General features: G+C 55.2%; 16 protein-coding genes. 15 read left to right on the forward strand and 1 reads right to left on the reverse strand.

Annotated features, from left to right (window positions below):
- The first annotated feature begins 30 nt into the window (after positions 1-30).
- From ACP7C6_RS06740 to ACP7C6_RS06800, 13 genes are all read left to right on the forward strand, one after another.
- A complete protein-coding gene (locus tag ACP7C6_RS06740; RefSeq protein ID WP_068937486.1) occupies positions 31-1,641 on the forward strand; it encodes an ABC transporter substrate-binding protein in 1,611 nt (536 codons plus the stop codon).
- Positions 1,638-2,588, forward strand: coding sequence for an ABC transporter permease (locus ACP7C6_RS06745; RefSeq protein ID WP_122685179.1), 951 nt, complete (start codon positions 1,638-1,640; stop codon positions 2,586-2,588). The genes ACP7C6_RS06740 and ACP7C6_RS06745 overlap by 4 nt, the downstream gene beginning before the upstream one ends.
- Positions 2,589-2,591: 3 nt before the next feature.
- Entirely contained in the window at positions 2,592-3,491 is a 900-nt protein-coding gene (locus ACP7C6_RS06750; protein ID WP_068937488.1) for an ABC transporter permease, read from the forward strand.
- Entirely contained in the window at positions 3,488-5,101 is a 1,614-nt protein-coding gene (locus ACP7C6_RS06755) for a dipeptide ABC transporter ATP-binding protein (protein ID WP_122685181.1), read from the forward strand. The genes ACP7C6_RS06750 and ACP7C6_RS06755 overlap by 4 nt, the downstream gene beginning before the upstream one ends.
- 232 nt (positions 5,102-5,333) lie before the next feature.
- Positions 5,334-6,575, forward strand: coding sequence for a multidrug efflux RND transporter periplasmic adaptor subunit MexE (gene mexE, locus ACP7C6_RS06760; RefSeq protein WP_122555266.1), 1,242 nt, complete (start codon positions 5,334-5,336; stop codon positions 6,573-6,575).
- 15 nt (positions 6,576-6,590) lie between these two features.
- Positions 6,591-9,770 (forward strand): efflux RND transporter permease subunit, encoded by a 3,180-nt coding sequence (locus ACP7C6_RS06765; RefSeq protein ID WP_426108463.1) that lies wholly within the window; start codon positions 6,591-6,593, stop codon positions 9,768-9,770.
- Positions 9,767-11,182 carry an efflux transporter outer membrane subunit gene (locus ACP7C6_RS06770; protein ID WP_028616061.1) on the forward strand — a complete coding sequence of 472 codons (1,416 nt, stop codon included), beginning with the start codon at positions 9,767-9,769 and terminating at the stop codon, positions 11,180-11,182. The genes ACP7C6_RS06765 and ACP7C6_RS06770 overlap by 4 nt, the downstream gene beginning before the upstream one ends.
- A 431-nt stretch (positions 11,183-11,613) precedes the next feature.
- The gene (locus ACP7C6_RS06775; protein ID WP_311892235.1) at positions 11,614-11,754 is read left to right on the forward strand and encodes a hypothetical protein; all 141 of its coding nucleotides are present in this window, start codon (positions 11,614-11,616) and stop codon (positions 11,752-11,754) included.
- Between the two features lie 90 nt (positions 11,755-11,844).
- Entirely contained in the window at positions 11,845-12,834 is a 990-nt protein-coding gene (locus tag ACP7C6_RS06780) for a cupin-like domain-containing protein (protein WP_426108464.1), read from the forward strand.
- A 165-nt stretch (positions 12,835-12,999) separates the two neighbouring features.
- Positions 13,000-14,229: a hypothetical protein gene (locus ACP7C6_RS06785; RefSeq protein WP_311892231.1), complete on the forward strand. Its 1,230-nt coding sequence runs from the start codon at positions 13,000-13,002 to the stop codon at positions 14,227-14,229.
- A 39-nt stretch (positions 14,230-14,268) separates the two neighbouring features.
- The gene (locus ACP7C6_RS06790) at positions 14,269-15,702 is read left to right on the forward strand and encodes a hypothetical protein (protein WP_426108465.1); all 1,434 of its coding nucleotides are present in this window, start codon (positions 14,269-14,271) and stop codon (positions 15,700-15,702) included.
- Positions 15,695-16,675 (forward strand): ThiF family adenylyltransferase, encoded by a 981-nt coding sequence (locus ACP7C6_RS06795; protein ID WP_426108466.1) that lies wholly within the window; start codon positions 15,695-15,697, stop codon positions 16,673-16,675. Before ACP7C6_RS06790 ends, ACP7C6_RS06795 begins: the two co-directional genes overlap by 8 nt.
- Positions 16,672-17,910, forward strand: a complete 1,239-nt coding sequence (locus ACP7C6_RS06800; RefSeq protein ID WP_426108467.1) for an MFS transporter — start codon at positions 16,672-16,674, stop codon at positions 17,908-17,910. Before ACP7C6_RS06795 ends, ACP7C6_RS06800 begins: the two co-directional genes overlap by 4 nt.
- A gap of 117 nt (positions 17,911-18,027) precedes the next feature.
- Here ACP7C6_RS06800 and ACP7C6_RS06805 read toward each other — a convergent pair whose 3' ends face one another.
- Entirely contained in the window at positions 18,028-19,044 is a 1,017-nt protein-coding gene (locus ACP7C6_RS06805) for an AraC family transcriptional regulator (protein WP_426108468.1), read from the reverse strand.
- A gap of 169 nt (positions 19,045-19,213) precedes the next feature.
- Here ACP7C6_RS06805 and efeU point away from each other — a divergent pair, with 169 nt between their 5' ends.
- Together efeU and efeO are read left to right on the forward strand one after the other, a co-directional pair.
- A complete protein-coding gene (efeU, locus tag ACP7C6_RS06810) occupies positions 19,214-20,059 on the forward strand; it encodes an iron uptake transporter permease EfeU (protein ID WP_028616059.1) in 846 nt (281 codons plus the stop codon).
- A 10-nt stretch (positions 20,060-20,069) separates the two neighbouring features.
- Entirely contained in the window at positions 20,070-21,272 is a 1,203-nt protein-coding gene (gene efeO, locus ACP7C6_RS06815; protein WP_236318960.1) for an iron uptake system protein EfeO, read from the forward strand.
- The last annotated feature ends 2 nt before the right edge of the window (positions 21,273-21,274 follow it).

Here is a 21,274-nt window from a genome sequence, read left to right on the forward strand (position 1 = left end):
GAGGGCACCCCATTGAATACCTCCAACTTGATGAGCCGTCTGTTGGCCCCCTGCGCCTTGGCGCTGAGCCTCGCTGCCTGCTCGCCCGGGACTGACACCCAGGCGGGCAAGACCCTGAACATCGCGTTTTTTGGCGACAACACCACCCTAGTCAGCGTCGACCCGTTCCAGGTGTATTGGTTGGAACACCGCGTGCTGTTGCGCAATGTCGCCGAGTCTTTGACCGACCAGGACCCGGAGACCGGCAAAATCATCCCCTGGCTGGCCAAACGTTGGGAAGTCAGTGACGACGCGCTGACCTATACCTTCCACCTGCGTGAGGACGTCACCTTCAGCAATGGCGAGCGCTTCGATGCCAAGGCGGTGAAAATCGCGTTCGACAGCGACAAAGCACTCGCCACCGAGCTACCCGCCACCTTCGGCGCCACCTACCTGGCAGGTTACGACCATGCCGAAGTGGTCGATGACTTCACCGTCAAGCTGGTGCTGTCCAAGCCCAACGCGGGTTTCCTGCAGGCGACTTCCACCACCAACCTGGCGATCCTCGCGCCCGCCTCCTACGCACTGACGGTGAAAGAGCGCTCCCTGGGCAAGATCATCGGCACCGGGCCGTTCGTATTGGCCAGCTACACGCCGGAAGTCGGCGCACATTTGACCAAACGCAAGGGCTACGCCTGGGCTTCGGCCAATATGAAAAACCAGGGCGAAGCGCACCTGGACGCGGTAGACATCAGCTACATCCCCGAGGAAAGCGTACGAAACGGCCTGTTCCTGCAAGGCAAGGCCGACATCCTGTGGCCGCGCAACCCGTTCTCCGAAGTTGACCTGAAGCTGTTTCAGTCCAAGGGCGCGACGATCCAGAGCCGATCGTTGCCGGGCCCTGCGCTCAACCTCTTCCCCAACACCCGTGGCGAGCGCCTGCTGGCTGACAAACAAGTGCGCCTGGCCGTGCAAAAGTCGATTGATCGCAAGAGCTACGCCAGCACGGTGTACAACGCCGAATTCCCGGTGGTAGACAGCGTGTTTGATGTGACCACGCCGTATGTCAAAAGCCAGGCCGCCAAGCTCGGTTATGACCCGGCCGGTGCAGAGCGCCTGCTCGACCAGGCCGGCTGGGCCAAGGGCGCGGACGGCTACCGGCAGAAAAACGGCAAGCGCCTGAGCCTGAGCTACAACATCAGCCCGGCCGAGACCGCTGGCGACGTGCTGATCCAGGACCAACTGCGCAAGGTCGGCATCGAGTTGAAACTCAGCGTGGTCACCCGCGCCGAATGGGTCGCCAATAACTCCGCCGGCAACTACGACCTGACCATCAACTACATGACCCGCGCCGACCCGATCATCCTGCAAACCATCCTCGATCCGCGCAGCGCCAACAGTTCCACCGTGGCGACCAATACCTTCGAACCGGCGGTACTGGATAAAGCCAAGGCGTTGTTTGATGCCGGCATCACCGCCACCCAGAGCCCGCAGCGCGCAGCCGCCTATGGTGATCTACAAGACCTGCTGATTGACGAAAGCTCGGCGTTCCCGATCTACGAGCGCGTGTGGCAGGCGGCAACCTCGCCCAAGGTGAAAAACTTCCGCTGGACCGCCGAGGGTTTTGCGCTGTTGGGTGATATCGAGATCGGCACGCCATGAGCCGTTATCTGATCGGCCGGGTCGGACAAGCCTTACTGGTGCTGTGGGGTGCCTACAGCATCACGTATTTCATCCTTTATCTGCTGCCGGGTGACACCTTGTCGATCATGCTCAGTGCATCGGGTATGGAAGCCGACTCGCTGTCGGTGGAAGACCTGGCCAAGGCGCGGGCCTATTACGGCCTGGACAAGGGTTTGTTCGAGCAGTATTTCGACCTGCTGCTGGGAGCGCTGCGGGGGGACTTCGGGCAGTCACTTTCATTGAACCGGCCGGTCGCGGAACTGCTGGCCGAACGTTTGCCGCAAACCTTATCCCTGGCAGGCCTGGCCATTGTGCTGTCGCTGCTCGGCGGAATCGGCCTGGCCTATCTGACCGCCTACCTTCGTTGGCAACCGTTGAAAAAGGCACTGGCACGCCTGCCATCGCTGGGCTTTTCAGTGCCGGTGTTCTGGATGGGGTTGTTGCTGATTCAGGTGTTTGCGTTCGGTCTGGGCTGGTTTCCCGCAACCGGTAGCAAGGGCGTTGAAAGTCTGGTGTTGCCTGCCATCACCTTGGCAATTCCCAGTGCGGCGGTGTATGCCCAAGTGTTGCAACGCAGTTTCCAGGGTGTCTGGCGAGAGTCCTATATCGCCACCGCCTACGCCAAGGGCCTGAGTCGTGGGCAGGTGCAGGCGCGGCATGGGTTCAAGAATGCCGCGCTGCCGATCCTGACCCTGATCGGCTTGCAGGTCGGCAATACGGTGTCCGGTGCGGTGTTGGTGGAGACCATCTTTGCGCGCTCAGGCATTGGCCGGCTGGCCCAGGAGGCCGTGCTGCGCCAGGACATTCCGGTGGTGCTGGCGATCGTTTCGGTGTCGGCAGCGGCCTTTGTACTGGTGAACCTGCTAGTCGACCTGCTCTACCCGTGGTTCGACCCGCGCATCACCCACACGCCAAAGGTGTCCTAGACCATGAACATGCTTGAGCAGAACCTGGGCCGCAAAACCATGTCCGCCAGCCCTGGGCTGTGGCGCCGCCGCAGCCGCCTGCAACGCGTGACGGCGACGCTGCTGCCCCTGTTGCGGCGGCCGGGGTTTAGTCTGGCGCTGCTGGTCGTGGTGTTTTCATTGGTGGCGGCCATCGCACCGCACCTGTTGAGCAGTTTCGACCCCTACGCCACGTCGCCCGTCGACAAGCTGCGTGCGCCGAATTTGATCCACTGGTTTGGCACCGATGAGCTGGGACGCGACCTCTATACCCGCGTGGTGTTTGGCTCAAGCCTCTCGGTGCTGGCGGCGTTTCTAGCCGTGGGCATCGCCCTCTTGGGTGGCCTGGGCCTGGGCATTCTGTCGGGCTTTGCCGGTGGCCGCGTTGACGCAGTGATCATGCGCTTCGTCGATGTGCTGTTGGCCTTGCCCGGCCTGCTGCTGGCCCTGGCGATTGTCACAGCCATCGGCTTCGGCACGGTACCAGTGGCGATTGCCGTGGGTATCGGCATTGTTCCAGGGTTCGCCCGTACTACCCGCGCTGAGGTGCTGCGGGTCAAGACGCTGCCGTACGTCGAGGCCGCGCGCCTGGGCGGCGCAAGTTGGGGACGCACCCTGCTGCGACACATCCTGCCCAATGCCTGGGGGCCGGTGGCGGTGCTGGCAACCCTGGACTTTGGCGCCGCCATCCTCGCCACCGCCGGCCTTAGCTTTCTCGGTTTCGGCGCCGCGCCGCCCGCCGCCGAATGGGGCACGCTGATTGCCAACGGCCGACACTTCCTGATCACCGCCCCGTGGGTGTCCCTGCTACCAGGCCTGTTCCTGGTGGCCGTGGTGTTCAGTCTCAACCATATCGCCCGCACCTTCGAGGAAACCCAGCGATGAATGCTTTAGTGGATATTCGCCAACTCAGTGTCCGCTATCGGCACGGCAACACGGCGGTCAATCGCCTGTCCTTGCGCGTCGCCCAGGGCGAGACCGTGGCGATTGTCGGCGAGTCCGGCTCGGGTAAATCGACCCTGGCCAACGCTATCCTGGGTTTATTGCCGGACAGTGCGCAGATCACCGCCGGCCAACTGTGGGTAGACGGCCAAGACCTGACCCACGCCAGCGAACGCCAAAAGCGTGCCTTGCGCGGCCGCACCATCGGCCTGGTGCCCCAGGACCCGATGGTCAGCCTCAACCCCACGCTGCGCGTGGGCCAGCAAATCGCCGAGGCGCTGATTCTGGCTAAGGGCAAACGCTACCCCGCTGTGGATGCAGACATTGTCGAGCTGCTGCAACAGGTGGGTATCGACAACCCCGTGCTGCGCGCACGCCAGTATCCCCATGAACTGTCCGGCGGCATGCGCCAACGCGTGTTGATCGCCATTGCCCTGGCCGGCAACCCGCGCCTGATCATCGCCGACGAGCCCACCAGCGCCCTCGACGTCACCGTGCAGCGCAAGATCCTCGACCACCTGCAACGCCTGGTCAGCGAGCGTGGGATTTCGCTGCTGATCATCACCCACGACCTGGGCGTGGCCAGCGACCGCGCCGACCGGATCCTGGTGATGCAACAAGGCGAACTGGTCGAACAGGGCGCGCCGCGGCAGATTCTCGACGCGCCGCAGCACGACTACACCCGCGCACTGATCGCCGCCGCTCCTGCTTTCGCAAAGCGGCGGGAACCGCTGATTCATATCGACCCGATGATAGAGCCCATCCTGAGCCTCAAAAACGTCGGCAAGACGTTCGCCTTGCCCAAGGTCAAGGGTGAAGACAACACATTCGTGGCCCTGGAAAACCTGAGCCTGGAGGTATACCCCGGCCAGACCTTGGCCATCGTCGGCGAATCAGGCTCGGGCAAAAGCACCGCATTGCGCATCGCCCTGGGCCTTGAGAAACCGAGCCAAGGCCAGGTCTGGTTCGAACAACAGGATGTCACGCACCTGAGCTGGCGCGACTTCCGCCCGCTGCGCCAGCGCCTGCAACTGGTGCAACAAAACCCATTTGCCGCGCTGGACCCGCGTTTCACGGTGTTCGATAGCATCGTCGAGCCGTTGGTGTCGTTCGGGCTGCTCAAAGGGCCCGCGCTGGAACAGGCCGCCCGCGAATTGATTTCCCGCGTTCACCTGCCAGCCAGCTACCTTGACCGCCTGCCGCGCGAACTGTCCGGCGGCCAATGCCAACGCGTCGCCATCGCCCGGGCCCTGGCGTTGAAGCCGGACCTGTTGCTGCTGGATGAGCCGGTGAGTGCGCTCGATGTATCCGTGCAGGCGCACATTCTTGATTTGCTGGAAGAGTTGCAACGGGAGATGGGCATTGCGTATGTGCTGGTGTCCCATGATCTCTCGGTGGTGGCCAACTTTGCCCATGAGGTGCTGGTGTTGCGCAATGGCAAGGTAGTCGAACAAGGCAGCGTGGAGCGGATCTTCAACCACCCCGCCAACGAATACACCCGTGAATTGATTGCTGCGATCCCTGGCCGACACGTCGCCACAAGGGCGGCATAATCAAGGACGCGCTCGCGAGAACACCGGCGAGCGCGCGAGTTCCTTGCAGTCCTTGCAACAGTCCTTTGCCATCAAGCCCATTGATAGCCTCCTAACGAAACCCCCATGCTAGAGGGCTAATCTCGCGCTTATATCATTCCGAATGATAGTTACCTTTGCTTCATTCGATTCGTGACATAGCACATCGCCGCGCATGATCCGCCCATCTCAAATACATTGGCGGATGCACCTCATGGAACAGTCACTCAAACATTTGCGCTTCCCCCTGGCGATTTTGGCCGTGGTGGTGATGAGCGCGTGCGGCAAGACCCCGGAACAAGCGGCCGCCATGCCAGCTGCCAAAGTCAGCGTGGCCAAGGTGCTGGAACAACCGGTCAACGAGTGGGATGAGTTCACCGGTCGTCTGGAAGCCCCGGAAACCGTGCAGATCCGTCCTCGGGTCTCTGGCCAGATTGACCAAGTCGCTTTCACCGAAGGCGCTTTGGTCAAGAAAGGCGACCTGCTGTTCCAGATCGACCCGCGACCGTTCCAGGCTGAAGTGCGTCGCCTTGAAGCTCAGTTGCAACAAACCCGCGCCGCCGCCACCCGTAGCGATAACGAAGCCCAGCGTGGCGAACGCCTGCGCCAGAGCAATGCGATTTCCGCCGAACTGGCCGACTCGCGCACCACCGCCGCTCAGGAAGCCCGCGCCGCTGTCGCCGGGATCCAGGCGCAGTTGGACCTGGCCAAGCTGAACCTGAGCTTCACCCGCGTCACGTCGCCGATCAGCGGCCGTGTCAGCCGTGCCGAAATCACCGCCGGCAACCTGGTGACCGCTGATGTCACCGCGCTGACCAGTGTGGTCTCCACCGACAAGGTCTACGCCTACTTCGATGCCGATGAACGCGTGTTCCTCAAGTACACCGAACTGGCTCGCCAAGGCCGTCGCGGTGCGACCACCCCGGTGTACCTGGGCCTGTCCAACGAAACCGGCAACCCGCACCTGGGCCAGATGAACTTCGTCGACAACCAGGTCAACCCGGCCACCGGCACCATCCGTGGTCGCGCCGTGTTCGATAACAGCAAGGGCGAATACACCCCTGGCCTGTACGCCCGCCTGAAGCTGGTCGGCAGCGGCACCTACTCCGCCGTGTTGATCAACGACGAAGCCGTCGGCACCGACCTCGGCAAGAAGTTCGTATTGGTGATGGAAGGCGACAAGCCGGCGTATCGCTCGGTAGAACTGGGGCCGAAAATCGAAGGCTTGCGCATCGTGCGCAGCGGCCTCAACAAAGAAGACACCATTATCGTCAAGGGCCTGCAACGCGTGCGCCCAGGATCGCCGGTCGCTCCGGAAACCATTCCGATGGCCAGCAAGGAAACCCTCGCCGCCTTGGCCCAACAACGACAAGCGCTTGAAGCCAGCAACCTGGAACAAGTGGCGCCGGATAAAGCCGCGCCGAAACTTGCCAGCGCTGCGACTCCACGCGGTTAAGGGATACGACTCAAGATGAATTTTTCCAAGTTCTTCATTTCGCGGCCGATCTTCGCAGCGGTGCTTTCGCTGCTGATCCTGATCGCCGGTGCAATTTCGCTGTTCCAACTGCCGATTAGCGAATACCCGGAAGTGGTGCCGCCGACTGTCGTGGTGCGCGCCAACTTCCCGGGCGCCAACCCCAAGGTCATCGGTGAAACCGTCGCCGCGCCGCTGGAGCAAGCCATCACCGGCGTCGAGAACATGCTGTACATGTCCTCGCAGTCGACCGCCGACGGCAAGCTGACCCTGACCATCACCTTCGCCTTGGGCACCGACCTGGACAACGCGCAGGTGCAAGTGCAAAACCGCGTGACCCGGACTCAGCCGAAACTGCCTGAGGAAGTGACGCGCATCGGTATCACCGTGGACAAGGCCTCCCCCGACCTGACCATGGTGGTGCACTTGACCTCCCCGGATCAGCGCTACGACATGCTGTACCTGTCCAACTACGCCTTGCTCAATGTGAAGGATGAGTTGGCGCGTCTGGGCGGCGTCGGTGATGTGCAGCTGTTCGGTATGGGCGACTACTCCCTGCGTGTTTGGCTGGACCCGAACAAGACCGCTTCGCGCAACCTGACGGCCACTGACGTGGTGACGGCAATCCGTGAGCAGAACCGCCAGGTCGCCGCCGGTGCCCTGGGTGCACAACCTGCCCCGACCGCCACTGCGTTCCAGTTGTCGGTGAACACCCAAGGTCGCCTGGTGACCGAGGAAGAGTTCGAGAACATCATTATTCGCTCCGGCGATAACGGTGAAATCACCCGCCTCAAAGACATCGCACGGGTGGAGCTGGGCTCCAGCCAATACGCCCTGCGTTCGTTGCTGAACAACCAGCCGGCCGTGGCGATCCCGATCTTCCAGCGCCCTGGCTCCAACGCCATCGAGATCTCCAACGAAGTGCGCGGCAAAATGGAGGAGCTGAAAAAGAGCTTCCCGCAAGGCATGGACTACAGCATCGTCTATGACCCGACCATCTTCGTGCGCGGCTCCATCGAAGCGGTGGTGCACACCCTGTTCGAAGCGTTGATCCTGGTGGTGCTGGTGGTGATCCTGTTCCTGCAGACCTGGCGCGCCTCGATCATTCCCTTGGTGGCGGTGCCGGTATCGTTGATCGGTACGTTTGCGGTGATGCACCTGTTCGGCTTCTCGCTCAACGCGCTGTCGCTGTTCGGCCTGGTACTGGCGATCGGTATCGTGGTGGACGACGCCATCGTGGTGGTGGAGAACGTCGAGCGGAACATCGAGCTGGGATTGGAACCGTTCCCGGCCACTGAAAAAGCCATGAGCGAAGTGACCGGCCCGATCATCGCCACCGCGTTGGTGCTGTGTGCGGTGTTCGTACCTGCGGCCTTCATCAGCGGCTTGACCGGGCAGTTCTATAAGCAGTTCGCCTTGACCATTGCGATCTCGACGGTGATCTCGGCGTTCAACTCACTGACCCTGTCCCCTGCCCTGGCTGCGGTATTGCTCAAGAGCCACAACGCGCCGAAGGATGGTTTCTCCAAGTTCCTCGACAAGTTGCTGGGCGGCTGGTTGTTCAAACCGTTCAACCGCTTCTTTGAAAAGGCCAGCCATGGTTATGTCGGCACCGTGCGCCGCGTGATCCGTGGCAGTGGTATCGCGCTGTTCCTGTACGCCGGCCTGATGGTCCTGACCTGGCTGGGCTTTGCCCACACCCCGACCGGTTTCGTACCGGCCCAGGATAAGCAATACCTGGTGGCCTTCGCCCAATTGCCCGACGCCGCAAGCCTGGACCGCACCGAAGACGTGATCAAGCGCATGTCCGACATCGCGCTGAAACAGCCGGGCGTGGAAGCCGCTGTGGCCTTCCCAGGCCTGTCGATCAACGGTTTCACCAACAGCCCGAACAGCGGCATCGTGTTCGTGACCTTGAAACCGTTCGACGAGCGTAAAGACCCGAGCATGTCTGCCGGAGCGATTGCCGGTGCACTGAACGGCAAGTACAGCAGCATCCAGGAAGCCTACATGGCGATCTTCCCACCGCCGCCGGTACAGGGCCTGGGTACGATTGGTGGTTTCCGCCTGCAGATCGAAGACCGTGGCAACCTGGGTTACGACGAGCTGTACAAAGAAGTGCAGAACATCATCACCAAGAGCCGCACCACGCCAGAACTGTTCGGCCTGTTCACCAGCTACACGGTCAACGTGCCCCAGGTCGATGCCGCCATCGACCGTGAAAAGGCCAAGACCCACGGCGTGGCGATCAGCGACATCTTCGACACCCTGCAGATCTACCTGGGCTCGTTGTATGCCAACGACTTCAACCGCTTCGGCCGGACCTACCAGGTCAACGTGCAGGCTGAGCAGCAGTTCCGCCTGGACGAAGACCAGATCGGCCAGTTGAAAGTGCGCAACAACAAAGGCGAGATGATCCCGCTGGCGACCTTCATCAAGGTCAGCGACACCTCCGGGCCGGACCGCGTGATGCACTACAACGGCTTCATCACCGCAGAAATCAACGGCAACGCTGCACCGGGCTACAGCTCGGGCCAGGCTGAAGCGGCGATCGAGAAACTGCTGAAAGAAGAACTACCCAACGGCATGACCTACGAGTGGACCGACCTGACTTATCAGCAAATCCTCTCGGGCAACACCGCACTGTTCGTGTTCCCGCTCTGCGTACTGCTGGCGTTCCTGGTACTGGCCGCCCAATACGAAAGCTGGAGCCTGCCATTGGCGGTGATCCTGATCGTACCGATGACCCTGCTGTCGGCGATTACCGGGGTGATCATCTCGGGTGGCGACAACAACATATTCACCCAGATCGGCTTGATCGTACTGGTGGGCCTGGCGTGTAAGAACGCGATTCTGATCGTCGAGTTCGCCAAGGACAAACAGGCAGAAGGCCTCGACCCGCTCGCTGCGGTACTGGAAGCCTGCCGTCTGCGTCTGCGGCCGATCCTGATGACCTCGTTCGCCTTCATCATGGGTGTGGTGCCACTGGTGTTGTCCAGCGGTGCGGGTGCCGAGATGCGTCATGCCATGGGCGTGGCGGTGTTCTCCGGGATGATCGGTGTGACCTTCTTCGGTCTGTTGCTGACGCCAGTGTTCTACGTACTGATCCGTCGCTATGTGGAGCGCCAAGAGGCACGCAAAGCGGCCAAGGCCTTGAAGCTGGAGACACAGCAATGAGTGTGAAAGTATTCCTGCCGAGCTTGCTGGTACTGGCGCTGAGCGCCTGTGCCGTAGGCCCGGACTACAAAGCCCAGACCCCGGAGGCGGCCAACATCACGGCCGCTGCCGATGCCAAGCAGTATGACCACGCCAAGTTCGAAGGCATCTGGTGGCAGCAGTTCGAAGACCCGACCCTCAACCAGTTGGTGACCCAGTCGCTGCAGGGCAACCGTGATCTACGCGTCGCCTTTGCCCGCCTGCGGGCGGCCCGTGCGATCCGCGATGACGCCAGCAATGACGCCATGCCGACCATCACCAGCCGGGTCAGCAGTGACCAGGGCAAAGGCCAGATCCCGGGCCAGACCACTAGCCGCGTCAAGACCGAGCGTTACGACCTCGGCCTGGACATGGCCTGGGAACTGGACCTGTTCGGCCGCATCCAGCGCAACCTGGAAGCCACCGACGCCGACCAGCAAGCCGCCGAGGCTGACTTGTACCAGCTGCAAGTCACCATGATTGCCGAACTGGTGGACGCCTATGGCCAATTGCGTGGCGTGCAACTGCGTGAACGCATTGCCCTGGACAACCTGAAGAACCAGCAGGAATCGCGCACCATCACGGTCAGCCTGCGGGATGCCGGTGTGGGCGACCAACTCGACGTGGAGCGTGCCGACGCACGCCTCGCCGCAGTCGAAGCCAGCGTGCCGCAACTACAGGCCGAACAAGTGCGCGAGCGTAACCGCATCGCCACCCTCCTCGGCCAGCGTCCGGACAAGCTGACCGTCGACCTGGGCCCTAAAGACCTGCCGGCGATTGCCAAAGCGTTGCCGATCGGCGATCCAGGGCAACTGCTGCAACGTCGCCCGGACATCCTCAGCGCCGAACGCAAACTGGCCGCCGCCACCGCGCGTATCGGCGTGGCCAAGGCCGACCTGTTCCCACGGGTCAGCCTCAGCGGCTTCCTCGGCTTCACCGCTGGGCGTGGTTCGCAGATCGGCTCGTCCGCCGCGAACGCCTGGGCCCTGGGCCCAAGCATCACCTGGGCAGCCTTCGACCTTGGCAGCGTGCGCGCCCGTTTGCGCGGCGCCGATGCCGAGGCGGATGGCGCCCTCGCGACCTACGAGCAGCAAGTGCTGTTGGCGCTGGAAGAGTCCGAGAACGCCTTCAGCGACTACGGCAAGCGCCAGCAACGTTTGGTTTCGCTGATCCGCCAAAGCGAATCCAGCCGCGCCGCCGCCGACCTGGCCGCGATCCGCTACCGCGAAGGCACCGTGGACTTCTTGGTATTGCTCGACGCGCAACGTGAGCGCCTGGCCGCCGAAGACTCCCAGGCCCAGGCCGAAGTGGATCTGTATCGCGGCATTGTCGCGATCTACAAGGCGTTGGGCGGTGGCTGGCAGCCGGATACGGTGGTCGCCAGCGCCAAGTGATGTAAAGAGCTCCTTTGGTTGGTCGCATCCAGCCAATTTTTTGCCCCGTGATCCATTCGGTCACGGGGCTTTTTTTGTGTGGAACGTCCTAAAATGTTGAAAGTTACCTCTGTAAGACAAAAAAGTAGTTCTCCGTGGGAAATATCCTAACATTGCACTATGCCTGACAATCAGAATTAATTTTTTTTGTAGCAGCGGCCATTTCCTCTATTTTCGAAGGCTCTGAGACGGAGAACCATGAAATATCTATTTGCGTAATGCTCGCGATATGACCTTTACTCAAGAGGCGCTGATTGATTCAGCAATTCCGAGGCGCTTCTCTCAACAATGAGTAGCTGCGCGCAGCTTTAGAGAGTTCGGAATGTGGGATTAGTCAGTTACTGCTTAATCCAAAGCAGTTATTACTCACAAACCCAAAGCGAGAATACAAAATGAAAAACGATGAAGTGATCGATTCTGAAGTTGAAACAGATATTGTTTTTGCCGTAACCAATGAAAGTGAAGATATATCTTTCTTCTTAGACTTGGCAGATGATGAACTGATGCTTCAAGCCGTTTTTAGCCGTTGTTAACAGCCCGCTAGGAAGCTCAGAAAAAAGGTCATTCATTAGTTTGACCTTTTTTCAAAAACCGATAGCAACTCATCAACGAGGATTATCCATTTGCCAAACAAAAATATAATTTTTCTTGATGAGATTGATGCCGACGATACGAGGCTATTTCAAGAAAACTATCTGATGAATGAAACGCCAGTGATTCTAAAAGGAATGGGTAAGGATTGGCCTGCAATTAAACGGTGGTCTGCCGAGTACTTCATAAATACTTACGGGCATGTTGAGGTTCCTGTCTGCTACTACAAGACAAAAAAGCAAGAACTTTATAATAATCAATATAAAATGCTTTTGAAAACCTATTTAAAGTTAGCACAGGAAAATTATCTTTCAGATGAAGTCGATGAGCCACCCTATTTGGGAGGATGGATCTATCACACAGAGTTCCCTGAACTTCTAGATGATATAGACATGACGCTGCCCTGCTTCCCTGACAACTGGTTATACAAACTGCCTTCTTCGATTTCAATACCGCCGACGAATTTACTTATCGGCTACCAACAGGTATCAAGCCCTCTCCACACAGATTCTTTTTTTGTGAACTCTGTATTAACCATGATTGTGGGCGAAAAAAAAGCACGTTTGGTGTCACCCTCTCATACATTCGCAGTTTCGAATGGACAAGATTTATTTAATTCTGGAATTGCTAGTGACGTATTGGAGCAAGGTGCCGATATTTTCGAAGGTACGATATCGGCGGGTGATGCCATTTATATCCCCCCGGGATGGTGGCATAACGTAATCAATCGCGGATTCACTATCGCTGTTCAAAACTTACATGTAGACACTCATAGATTTCCGCTCTTTGAACAGCAAATGCGTGCGCTCGTACTACCCATGTTAAGAAAAATTGATGATTTAGGAACGGCCGCCAGGCAAGAATTACTGAGAGCAAAAACAATAATGCCTCCCCTGCCATCCCATAAGATTGGCGGCTTTATTGAGCACGAGAAAAAATACATTGCCTTTCTTAAAAAATCAGCCAAGAAGTCTCAAGAGCACTTAAAAACATATTGCATGCAAAATTCTGACACCGAATAACAAGAGCACTCATTAGTCGGTGATTGACAGTGCACAAATCAAATATTTTCGCACTGCTCCAAGCAGCATATTTTTTCATAAAATTAACACAGAATAACTCGACCCATAAAAATATCACTATCTAGCGTTTTTACGAAAACTTCTATCAGGGCGTAAGGAGGCCATGTGGCGGAGCATGATAAATTGATTAGAATTGCTGTAGATGCACCGCCTGGACCATTACGATCTCCTCGCAACTACGGAGCTCTGCAAATAGCAAGTTTGGGAGCGCTTCCTCCACGCTCACCGTTGTCTGCACCACTCCCAAACGTAAGTGTGGAAGGCGGATGTAACATAAGTATTGAGGATAATGGATGTACGTACATTCTTTCTCCCAAAGTCAGTAGAAACTTCAGCCGGCGCGATATTTCAGGAACGGATTATTTGAATGGGCTTAATTATCTGGCCAAGCATGATTTGATTATCCGTCATCTAATCTTACGCGATGCAAATTTAGCGTTAACACAAGATGGAGATGCGATTATTAGATTTCAAAATAAAGTCCCGGCTTTTGAAGGATTATTATCATCTCCCGCATGGATACCATTTCGTACTGATGAATGGCCAGGAGCACGACAAATCTCTGAAATCGCTCCTAACCGGTGGGAAGCTTTTTGCCCTTACAATACTCTTCCCACTATTCTTGTAGAAGTTGTGCGCAATCCTGAAGAAAATATCACTCTTTACGAAAAAGGAATTATTAATCAAACTGCAGATACCGCCACCCCATTTAACTCAAGCACAGTCAACGGACTGCGTATTATTAAGAAAACATCGCTAAGAGGTATTCTTGTATTTTCAGGCGAGCTTGTTGAAGGCAACAAAAAACCGCTTCGCCAAGAAATTAAAGATATTTTAAAAGAAATTAACTGTGCAGAACATGTAGGTTGGGCAAAAGTTTCTACACCATCTGATGATCCGTTGCCGTTGAAAAATTTGGTAGACCTCGATTGGTCGCCTATAGCGTCGAGAAGTGGCCTTACTCTAGCATTCTCCGATTATTATCCCAACGCCACAGTAGCTTGGTCTATTGCGACTATCCTTCATAAAAATGGTATACGCTGCACTCCCGTATCTGATAGCTATTCAAACCCTAAAGTTAAAGCTTCTATGCGACTAATGATCGTTTCCGGCCCCACCGATGACGCTTGGGGCAGATATGCATCGCTAATATTATGTCCAGTTTGGAGAAGTGCGCCGCACCTCCAAAAACTATATATCGACACATTAAGCTCCCCGATATTCAGTAATGCGCACCAACAATTGCTTAATGACTTGTTAGACGACTTGTGTCCAAGCGTGACAATTGGTTCCATCCCGAGCATATGCCTTAGCAATGTCAACCTTAAAAACTGATAAGCCTATTATAGTTAATACACTGAGATGAACTACTCTATGAATATTATAAATACAAAAGTAGACATATATACTCCACCACCGAATAGCTCAAGCAAAGTATGCCAAGACATAATTAAAACTTTTGGCCTGTCTGAAGATGGGTGGAAGGAGTCGTTATCAAATCTAGACATCCCTCGAAACGGAATCACTCTAATAACAGGAGCAAGTGGGGTGGGTAAAAGCTTGCTATTAAAAGATATTTCTCGACAGTTTTCAGCCATAAAACGAACACCAAGCCATGTTGATAAAGAGAAGTCGATAGCGGAAATTATACCTTACGACGATGCCGGCGAAGTTATCCGCTATCTTTCAAAATTCGGATTGGGAGAGCCGCGCATCCTGATAGCTCCTTATTCTCACCTTTCAGATGGACAAAAAGAGCGCTTCCTTATTGCGTCAGCTTTACTCCACGGAGCGGGGCCTCTAGTCCTTGACGAGTTCACTACACGGCTGGATAGACGTACTGCTCAAATAGTCGCTATAAACTTAGGAAAAATCCTCCGCACCAGCAGACAAAGTGCATTTATCGCAACCTGTCATGAGGACATTGCCGATTATTTAAGACCTGATGTTCATACTGAGCTTTGCACAGATGGAAAACATCGCATTTCAAGTAGAGAAACAAAAAACACGAACATATTAGAAAGATTAGAAATAACAATCAAGAAAGGTACTATAGACGACTATAAAAAACTTTCACGCTATCATTATGAAAATGACAATCCGAATGACATCGATATTTTAGCGCCTTTAGTTGACCATGTTGTGACTGCTTACGCTAAAGGGGTGTTGGTCGGCGTAAATTTGTGTATTCGTCCTTGGCCAAAAGCCTTTGAAGTATTTTCTGAATTCTCAGAGATCAATAAAAACATATTACAATCATTTCGAGTTATTGTACATCCACAGTATCGTGGCATTGGATTGACTAAAGCATTAGATATCATTCCTGACTCAAATACAAAAACACTATTATCATGGTCTGCATTTTCTATATATTACTCTTTTCCTGTTCTCGCAGGCTATCAACGGGTTAATAGCCCATTTGAAATAATGAGCCACGCGGAGACATTGCTTCAAGCTTTCGTTGAACCACGACAAAAAAACAAAAAGAAATCGCTCCACCTCCTCAAAGAGTGCAGTCAACTCTGGCAACAACTTACAAGTAATGAGAGGACATTACTGAAGACACTACTGGTCGATGCCGCGAGTGAAAAAAGTTTGCGTCTGACTGTATTTCAAAGAAAAGTGACTGGCTTGGACACCTCCGTTGAATCCATAAAACTTATTAAATCTATTTTTCTAAAGCTGTACTCCAAATCTAGTAGAGACGCTTTACCTATGCTGTTGGCCGAAACGGTTTACAGACCAATGGCTATGTTTGCGAAAAACATAAATGATATGAATATGACAAAGGATTCTTCCAGTGCTTAAAAATAGCAACCATTGGATATTACGCAGTGACGTTGTCATTCTCAGTGATGAGGATCAAGTTAAACTCATCACTGAGAATGGTATAAAAATCATCAAATCCCATAACCCTGATGTTGTGAAACTGCTTCATCTGCTTAGTACAAAAGGTGTGGTGTTCGAGTTTGACAATGAGCCACAAAAAAATCTTCTTCGACGATTGAAAGACGCTAATCTCATTCATGCTGCCCCGCCCTGCGGAACTACTCCACTGCAAACGATGCATTGGCTTTGGAATGAAGCTGTTGCACCCAATCAAGACGTGAGTCAACGGTTAAAAAACTCCTCAATAGTAATTGTTGGATGCGGCGGTACTGGATCATTAATTGCACAAAGCCTCGCAGGCTCCGGTGTTGGTTCTTTTACCTTGATTGATTTCGACAAAGTGAGCCAGAGCAATCTTAATCGTCAATTTGTTTTTAGCGCGCGCGATATAGGACAATACAAGGCAGATATACTTGCGAAGCGATTGATAGAGAATCAAATAGTCCTCGATGCCAAACCCATAATAGCCGAGATAACTTCCAGTGGCCAGCTGGCAAAGTTAGCCAAAGGGGCTGATTTAATAATTTGTTGTGCTGATGAACCCAAAGGAGCCATTCAAAATTACGTAGCTAACGCAGCGTTGAAAGCAGTCACATCAGCACTGTTTGGTGCCGTTGGTGTTAGCAACGGTATAATTGGGCCGCTTCTTAAAGATAGCTCCTCATTTGCAGCCTATCTAAGCTGGATTAGAGAGGTACGCCGCGCTTGTGAAAAAATAATCGTTCCTGCACGGTTTCCGTCCAATGGAATAACAAATTCGATTATTGCAAACCTCATCGCTTGGGAAGCTTTTCAGCATTTGGCAAAAACCGGTCCTTCAAAGACAGAGTCATGCATTTTAAATTTAGACTTCAAAACCTTTGCGCTTACCAAAAAACAGGAATTTAAATGAAAACCAACCTGTTTAATTCATTAAAAAACAAAAATGACAACCTATATTATACCCTATCGATATTTATGAATCTGGATGTTCAGAGAAGTTTGTTCGTGCTTTACCTGCTACAGCTAGGCATCACACAAGGAGAGATAGGTATCCTTCAATCTTTTTTATTCTTTTCTTGCGTAGCTCTAGAAATTCCATCTGGTTTGCTTGCGGATAGATATGGTCGAAAGCTTTCTCTTATCATCGGTTTTTTAGGGCTATCGATCAGCGGCGTTGGCTTTTTGCTATTTTCTTCTTTCATTCCTTTCGCAATTGTTTTTTGCTTATTCGGCGCCAGTATTGCTATGGCCTCCGGTTCAGACAGAGCATTATTGTATGACAACTTATTAGCCGAGCATCGAACTGAATACTACCCTAAAATATTATCACATGCCCGCGCTATTGGTGCAATTTCATTAGGTTTTTCTATGCTTCTTGGTGGCGTATTACAAGACACTTGGTCCTGGGACATTGTTTACATTTCCTTTGCGGCCTCAAAACTTATCGGAGCTTTTATTGTAACATTAATCCCTGAAATGACGCCCCCATCAACGCCACTAGACCACAACGAAAAAAGCAACGTCGGCAATGATGATGCAAAGCCGATTTTCAGTTCGCTAATAATTTTTTTCCGTTCTAAAAGAGGCGCTTTACTCATACCTTTATTTATTGGATATGCTTTATTCGAGCTTTCAACCATCCCCTTGTTCATCTATGGTCAGCCATTTTTTTCCATGCAGGGTTTGGGGGTCTCATTAATTGCTGGCATTTATGCTGCAGTAGAAGCGATATCGGCGGTGATATTCATCATTGCTGGTTTTATTTGCTCTAGATTCTCTCTCGGAATCATTGCTTTTACTACCACAGCGATTGTTTCGCTCCTTCTTTTTACTCTATCATTAAATATCGGAATAATTACCTCAACTATAAGTTTCTTGCTAATTATGTCGATACCCGCCATATATGAAACCTCATATGAAACATATATTCACAGCAACATTGATTCACATATACGAGCATCTTGCATCTCTGCTGCGAATTTAGTTAATTCAGTTATCATTGGCATCTCCTATACTGCGTTCGGCGGGTTACTAGAGGCTTACGGTTTTTCGCCAACTTTAATTATAGTTGCAGCTTGCTGTTTTATCGGTTTTCTGTGTGTGAGCGCAACATTGATGTTAGGCGGACAAAAAATATTTGAATAAACACGCTTGGACCAGTGTGGGCTTACTAAACATTCCGCATGCTAGGTGCGTAACCCTATTCAAACTTCCCCGGTGACAGCTGATTATTAAAATGTATTTCATCCGCGCCCTTACGCGTTATGTAGGATCATCAACAATCAAACTACGATAATGGCCGGGATTCGACCCCGCCCATTTGCGAAATGCTTTGTAGAACGAACTGGTATCGGCAAACCCCAGCCGCGCCGCAATCTCGGCAAAGCTGATCTGCGGCTCCGCCAACCACACAATCGCCAATTCCTTACGCACACTGTCCTTCAGCCCCTGATAGGTCTGCCCTTCCTCCGCAAGACGACGGCGCAAGGTTGAGGCCGAGATGCACAGGCTGACCGCGAGGCCTTCGGTTTCCGGCCAGGTTTCGGGGGGCATTTGGCGCAAATCGTGTTTGATCCGTGTGGCGAGACTGTCAGGGTCGCGGTACTTGACCAGGATATTGGCCGGTGCATGGGCCAGGAAACGCTTGAGTTCTTCCGGGGTGCGCTTGATCGGCAGGTCCAGGCAGTCGGCAGAGAAGATCATCCGCGTGCGGGGTCGGTCGAAACGCAGGTTGTCGGAAAACATCACCTGGTAGTCGTGACAGAATTCCGGCTTTGCGCAGCGCAGCTCAATCGCCAGGATTGGAATCCGTCGCCCTGCCAACCAGCATGCGACACCGTGGACGATCATCCAGTAAGTGAAGTAGGTGAAGGCCCGATTAGGTTCAGCCTCGGGCTCGACCAATACGATCTCCGCCAGACTTTGTTGACGCACCAACTCAGCGGGCAGTCGCTCCAGCATCAGTGACAGGAACTCCAGCCCGGCCTCCAGGGCGGTGGCAAGCGTTGGCTGCGCCATTGCAGCGCGGCAGAGAAACGCCAGGCTGCCGGACCTGAGCTTGCGCGGGTCCATACCGAAGAACTCATCATCGGTGCGCCGTGCCAAAAGACGCCACAGCCGTGCGTAGGTGGTGGCCGAAACCCGCGCGGCAGGCTCGGCCAGCCACTGCGGGTCAATCCCGGCTTTGTGCAGCACTTCGGCACTCGTCGCCCCAGGCGCGCAGCTTTGCAGCAAGGCTTCGCGCACAAGGTGAATAGAGATGGTGTCTTTTTCCGACATGGTGGGCCGCATATCCAGAGCTGCGCAAAGAATGGCACGCATCATAAGGGCGGATGCGCTTTGCCACCACCGTTCAGCCACTGTTCAGCAAACGTCAAGAATTGTTGTTTAGCAATGAGTATCATTATGTTACAACTTAGCACCCTATCTAGTTGTCACGCGGTGCCGAATGCTCGTTCCTTTCCTCATCATGCTGCGCGAAGGCATTGAAGCCGCATTGATCGTTGGCATTATCGCCAGCTACCTGCAACAGACCGGCCGTGGCCAGTGGATGCCGGCCGTATGGATCGGTGTATTTCTCGCCGCCGCACTGGCCCTGTTGGTCGGTGGTGGCCTGGAACTGGTCAGCGCCGAGTTCCCGCAAAAACAACAGGAATTGTTCGAAGGCATCGTCGGCCTGGTCGCCGTGGGCATCCTCAGCTCCATGGTGTTCTGGATGCGCAAGGTGGCGCGTTCCATCAAGCATTCCCTGCACGAATCTCTCGATCACGCGTTGGCCGGTTCCAAGCACCAGGTCACCGCACTGATTCTCATGGTGTTTTTCGCCGTGGCCCGCGAAGGCCTGGAAACCGTGTTCTTCCTGCTGGCCGTGTTCCAACAGAGTGAAGGCCCAGGCGCACCGATTGGCGCCCTGCTCGGCTTGATCCTGGCGATCATCGTCGGTTTCCTGATCTACACCGGCAGCATGCGCCTGAACCTGGGCGCGTTTTTCCGCTGGACCGGCTTGTTTATCCTCGTGGTGGCCGCCGGCATCCTGGCCAATTCGGTGCAAGCCCTGCACGAAGCGGGGGTATGGAATCACCTGCAAACCGTGCTGTTCGACTTCAGCGCCGCGCTACCCATGGACAGCCCACTGGGTTCGGTGCTGGCCGGGATGTTCGGCTATCAGGAAGCGCCCACCATCAGCACCCTCGGCGCCTACCTGATTTACCTGGTGGTAGCCCTGGTGATGTTCTTCCTGCCCACCGCACCGTCCAAGCCTGCCGCCTCACCTTCTTCTGTTGCCAACCAGTAAGGACCGCCTCTTGTCCAACCCTACTCCTCAACCGTCCTCGCCACCCCGCGCCCTGCGCTGGGCCGTGGCGGGCTCGGTGGTCGTGATGATCGCCGCCGGAGGCCTGTTCTATTACGCCTCGCAACTGGCGGCCAGCAAGCGCCAGACCAACCACAATGAAATCGCCGTGACCATCCATGGCCACGCCTGCGAACCGAATGAGCTGACCGTGCCCGCCGGCCGCGCCAGCTTTCGCATCATCAACCGCTCCGACCGTGCGGTGGAATGGGAAATCCTCGACGGCGTGCTAGTGGTCGAAGAGCGCGAAAATATCGCCCCCGGCCTGAGCCAGGTGATCAACGCTAACCTGCTGCCCGGCGACTACGCGATCACCTGCGGCCTGCTGAGCAACCCGCGCGGCACCTTGCACGTAACGCCGACCGCCGAGTCCGATGCGCAAGCCAAGGCCAAGCCGTCGATGGTGGCGTTTATCGGGCCACTGTCGGAATTCCGCGTGTACCTGAGCAGCCAAGGCAGCGCATTGATCAAGGCCGTCACCGCCTTGCAACAGGCCGTCGACGCCGGCGAACTGGCCCAGGCTCAAGCGCTCTATGTTCCGGCGCGCGAGGCTTACCAACGCCTGGCCCCCGCATCGCAACGCCTGGCCGAGCTGGACAACGCGATCAACGCCCGCGCCGACTACTTTGAAAAGCGCGAGCAGGACCCGGCCTTCAGCGGCTTCCATCGCCTGGAATACAGCCTGTTCCAGCAACGCAGTCTCGATGGCTTGGCGCCGGTTGCTCAGCGCCTGCTGAACGACGTCACCACCCTCAAGCAACAACTGCTCGCCCAGTCGCTGCCGCCGGAGCAGTTGGTCAGCATTGTGGTGCGCAACCTCAACAGCCTGGCCGATGTACGTGCCATCAGCGGTGAAGAAGAGCGCTACAGCCACGTCGACCTGAATGGTTTCGCCGCCAACCTGGAGGCCGCCCACAAAGTCGTCGACCTGATGCGCCCTTTGCTGACCAAGTCTGCCGCAGACCTGCTGCCTAAAGTCGACAGCGCTCTCACGGCCTTCGACAGCCAACTCAACGAATTGAAAGTCGACGGCCAGTACCGCCGCTACGACAGCGTAACCGCCGATCAGCGCAAGCAGATCGCCGACAAGGCCAAGGCTCTGGCCGCTGCACTCGATGGAATCGACCCCGCCCTTGGCCTCTCCGGCCTGCAGTGAAG

This window comes from Pseudomonas sp. TWR1-1-4 (genome assembly GCF_049897165.1).
Lineage (GTDB): Bacteria > Pseudomonadota > Gammaproteobacteria > Pseudomonadales > Pseudomonadaceae > Aquipseudomonas > Aquipseudomonas canadensis.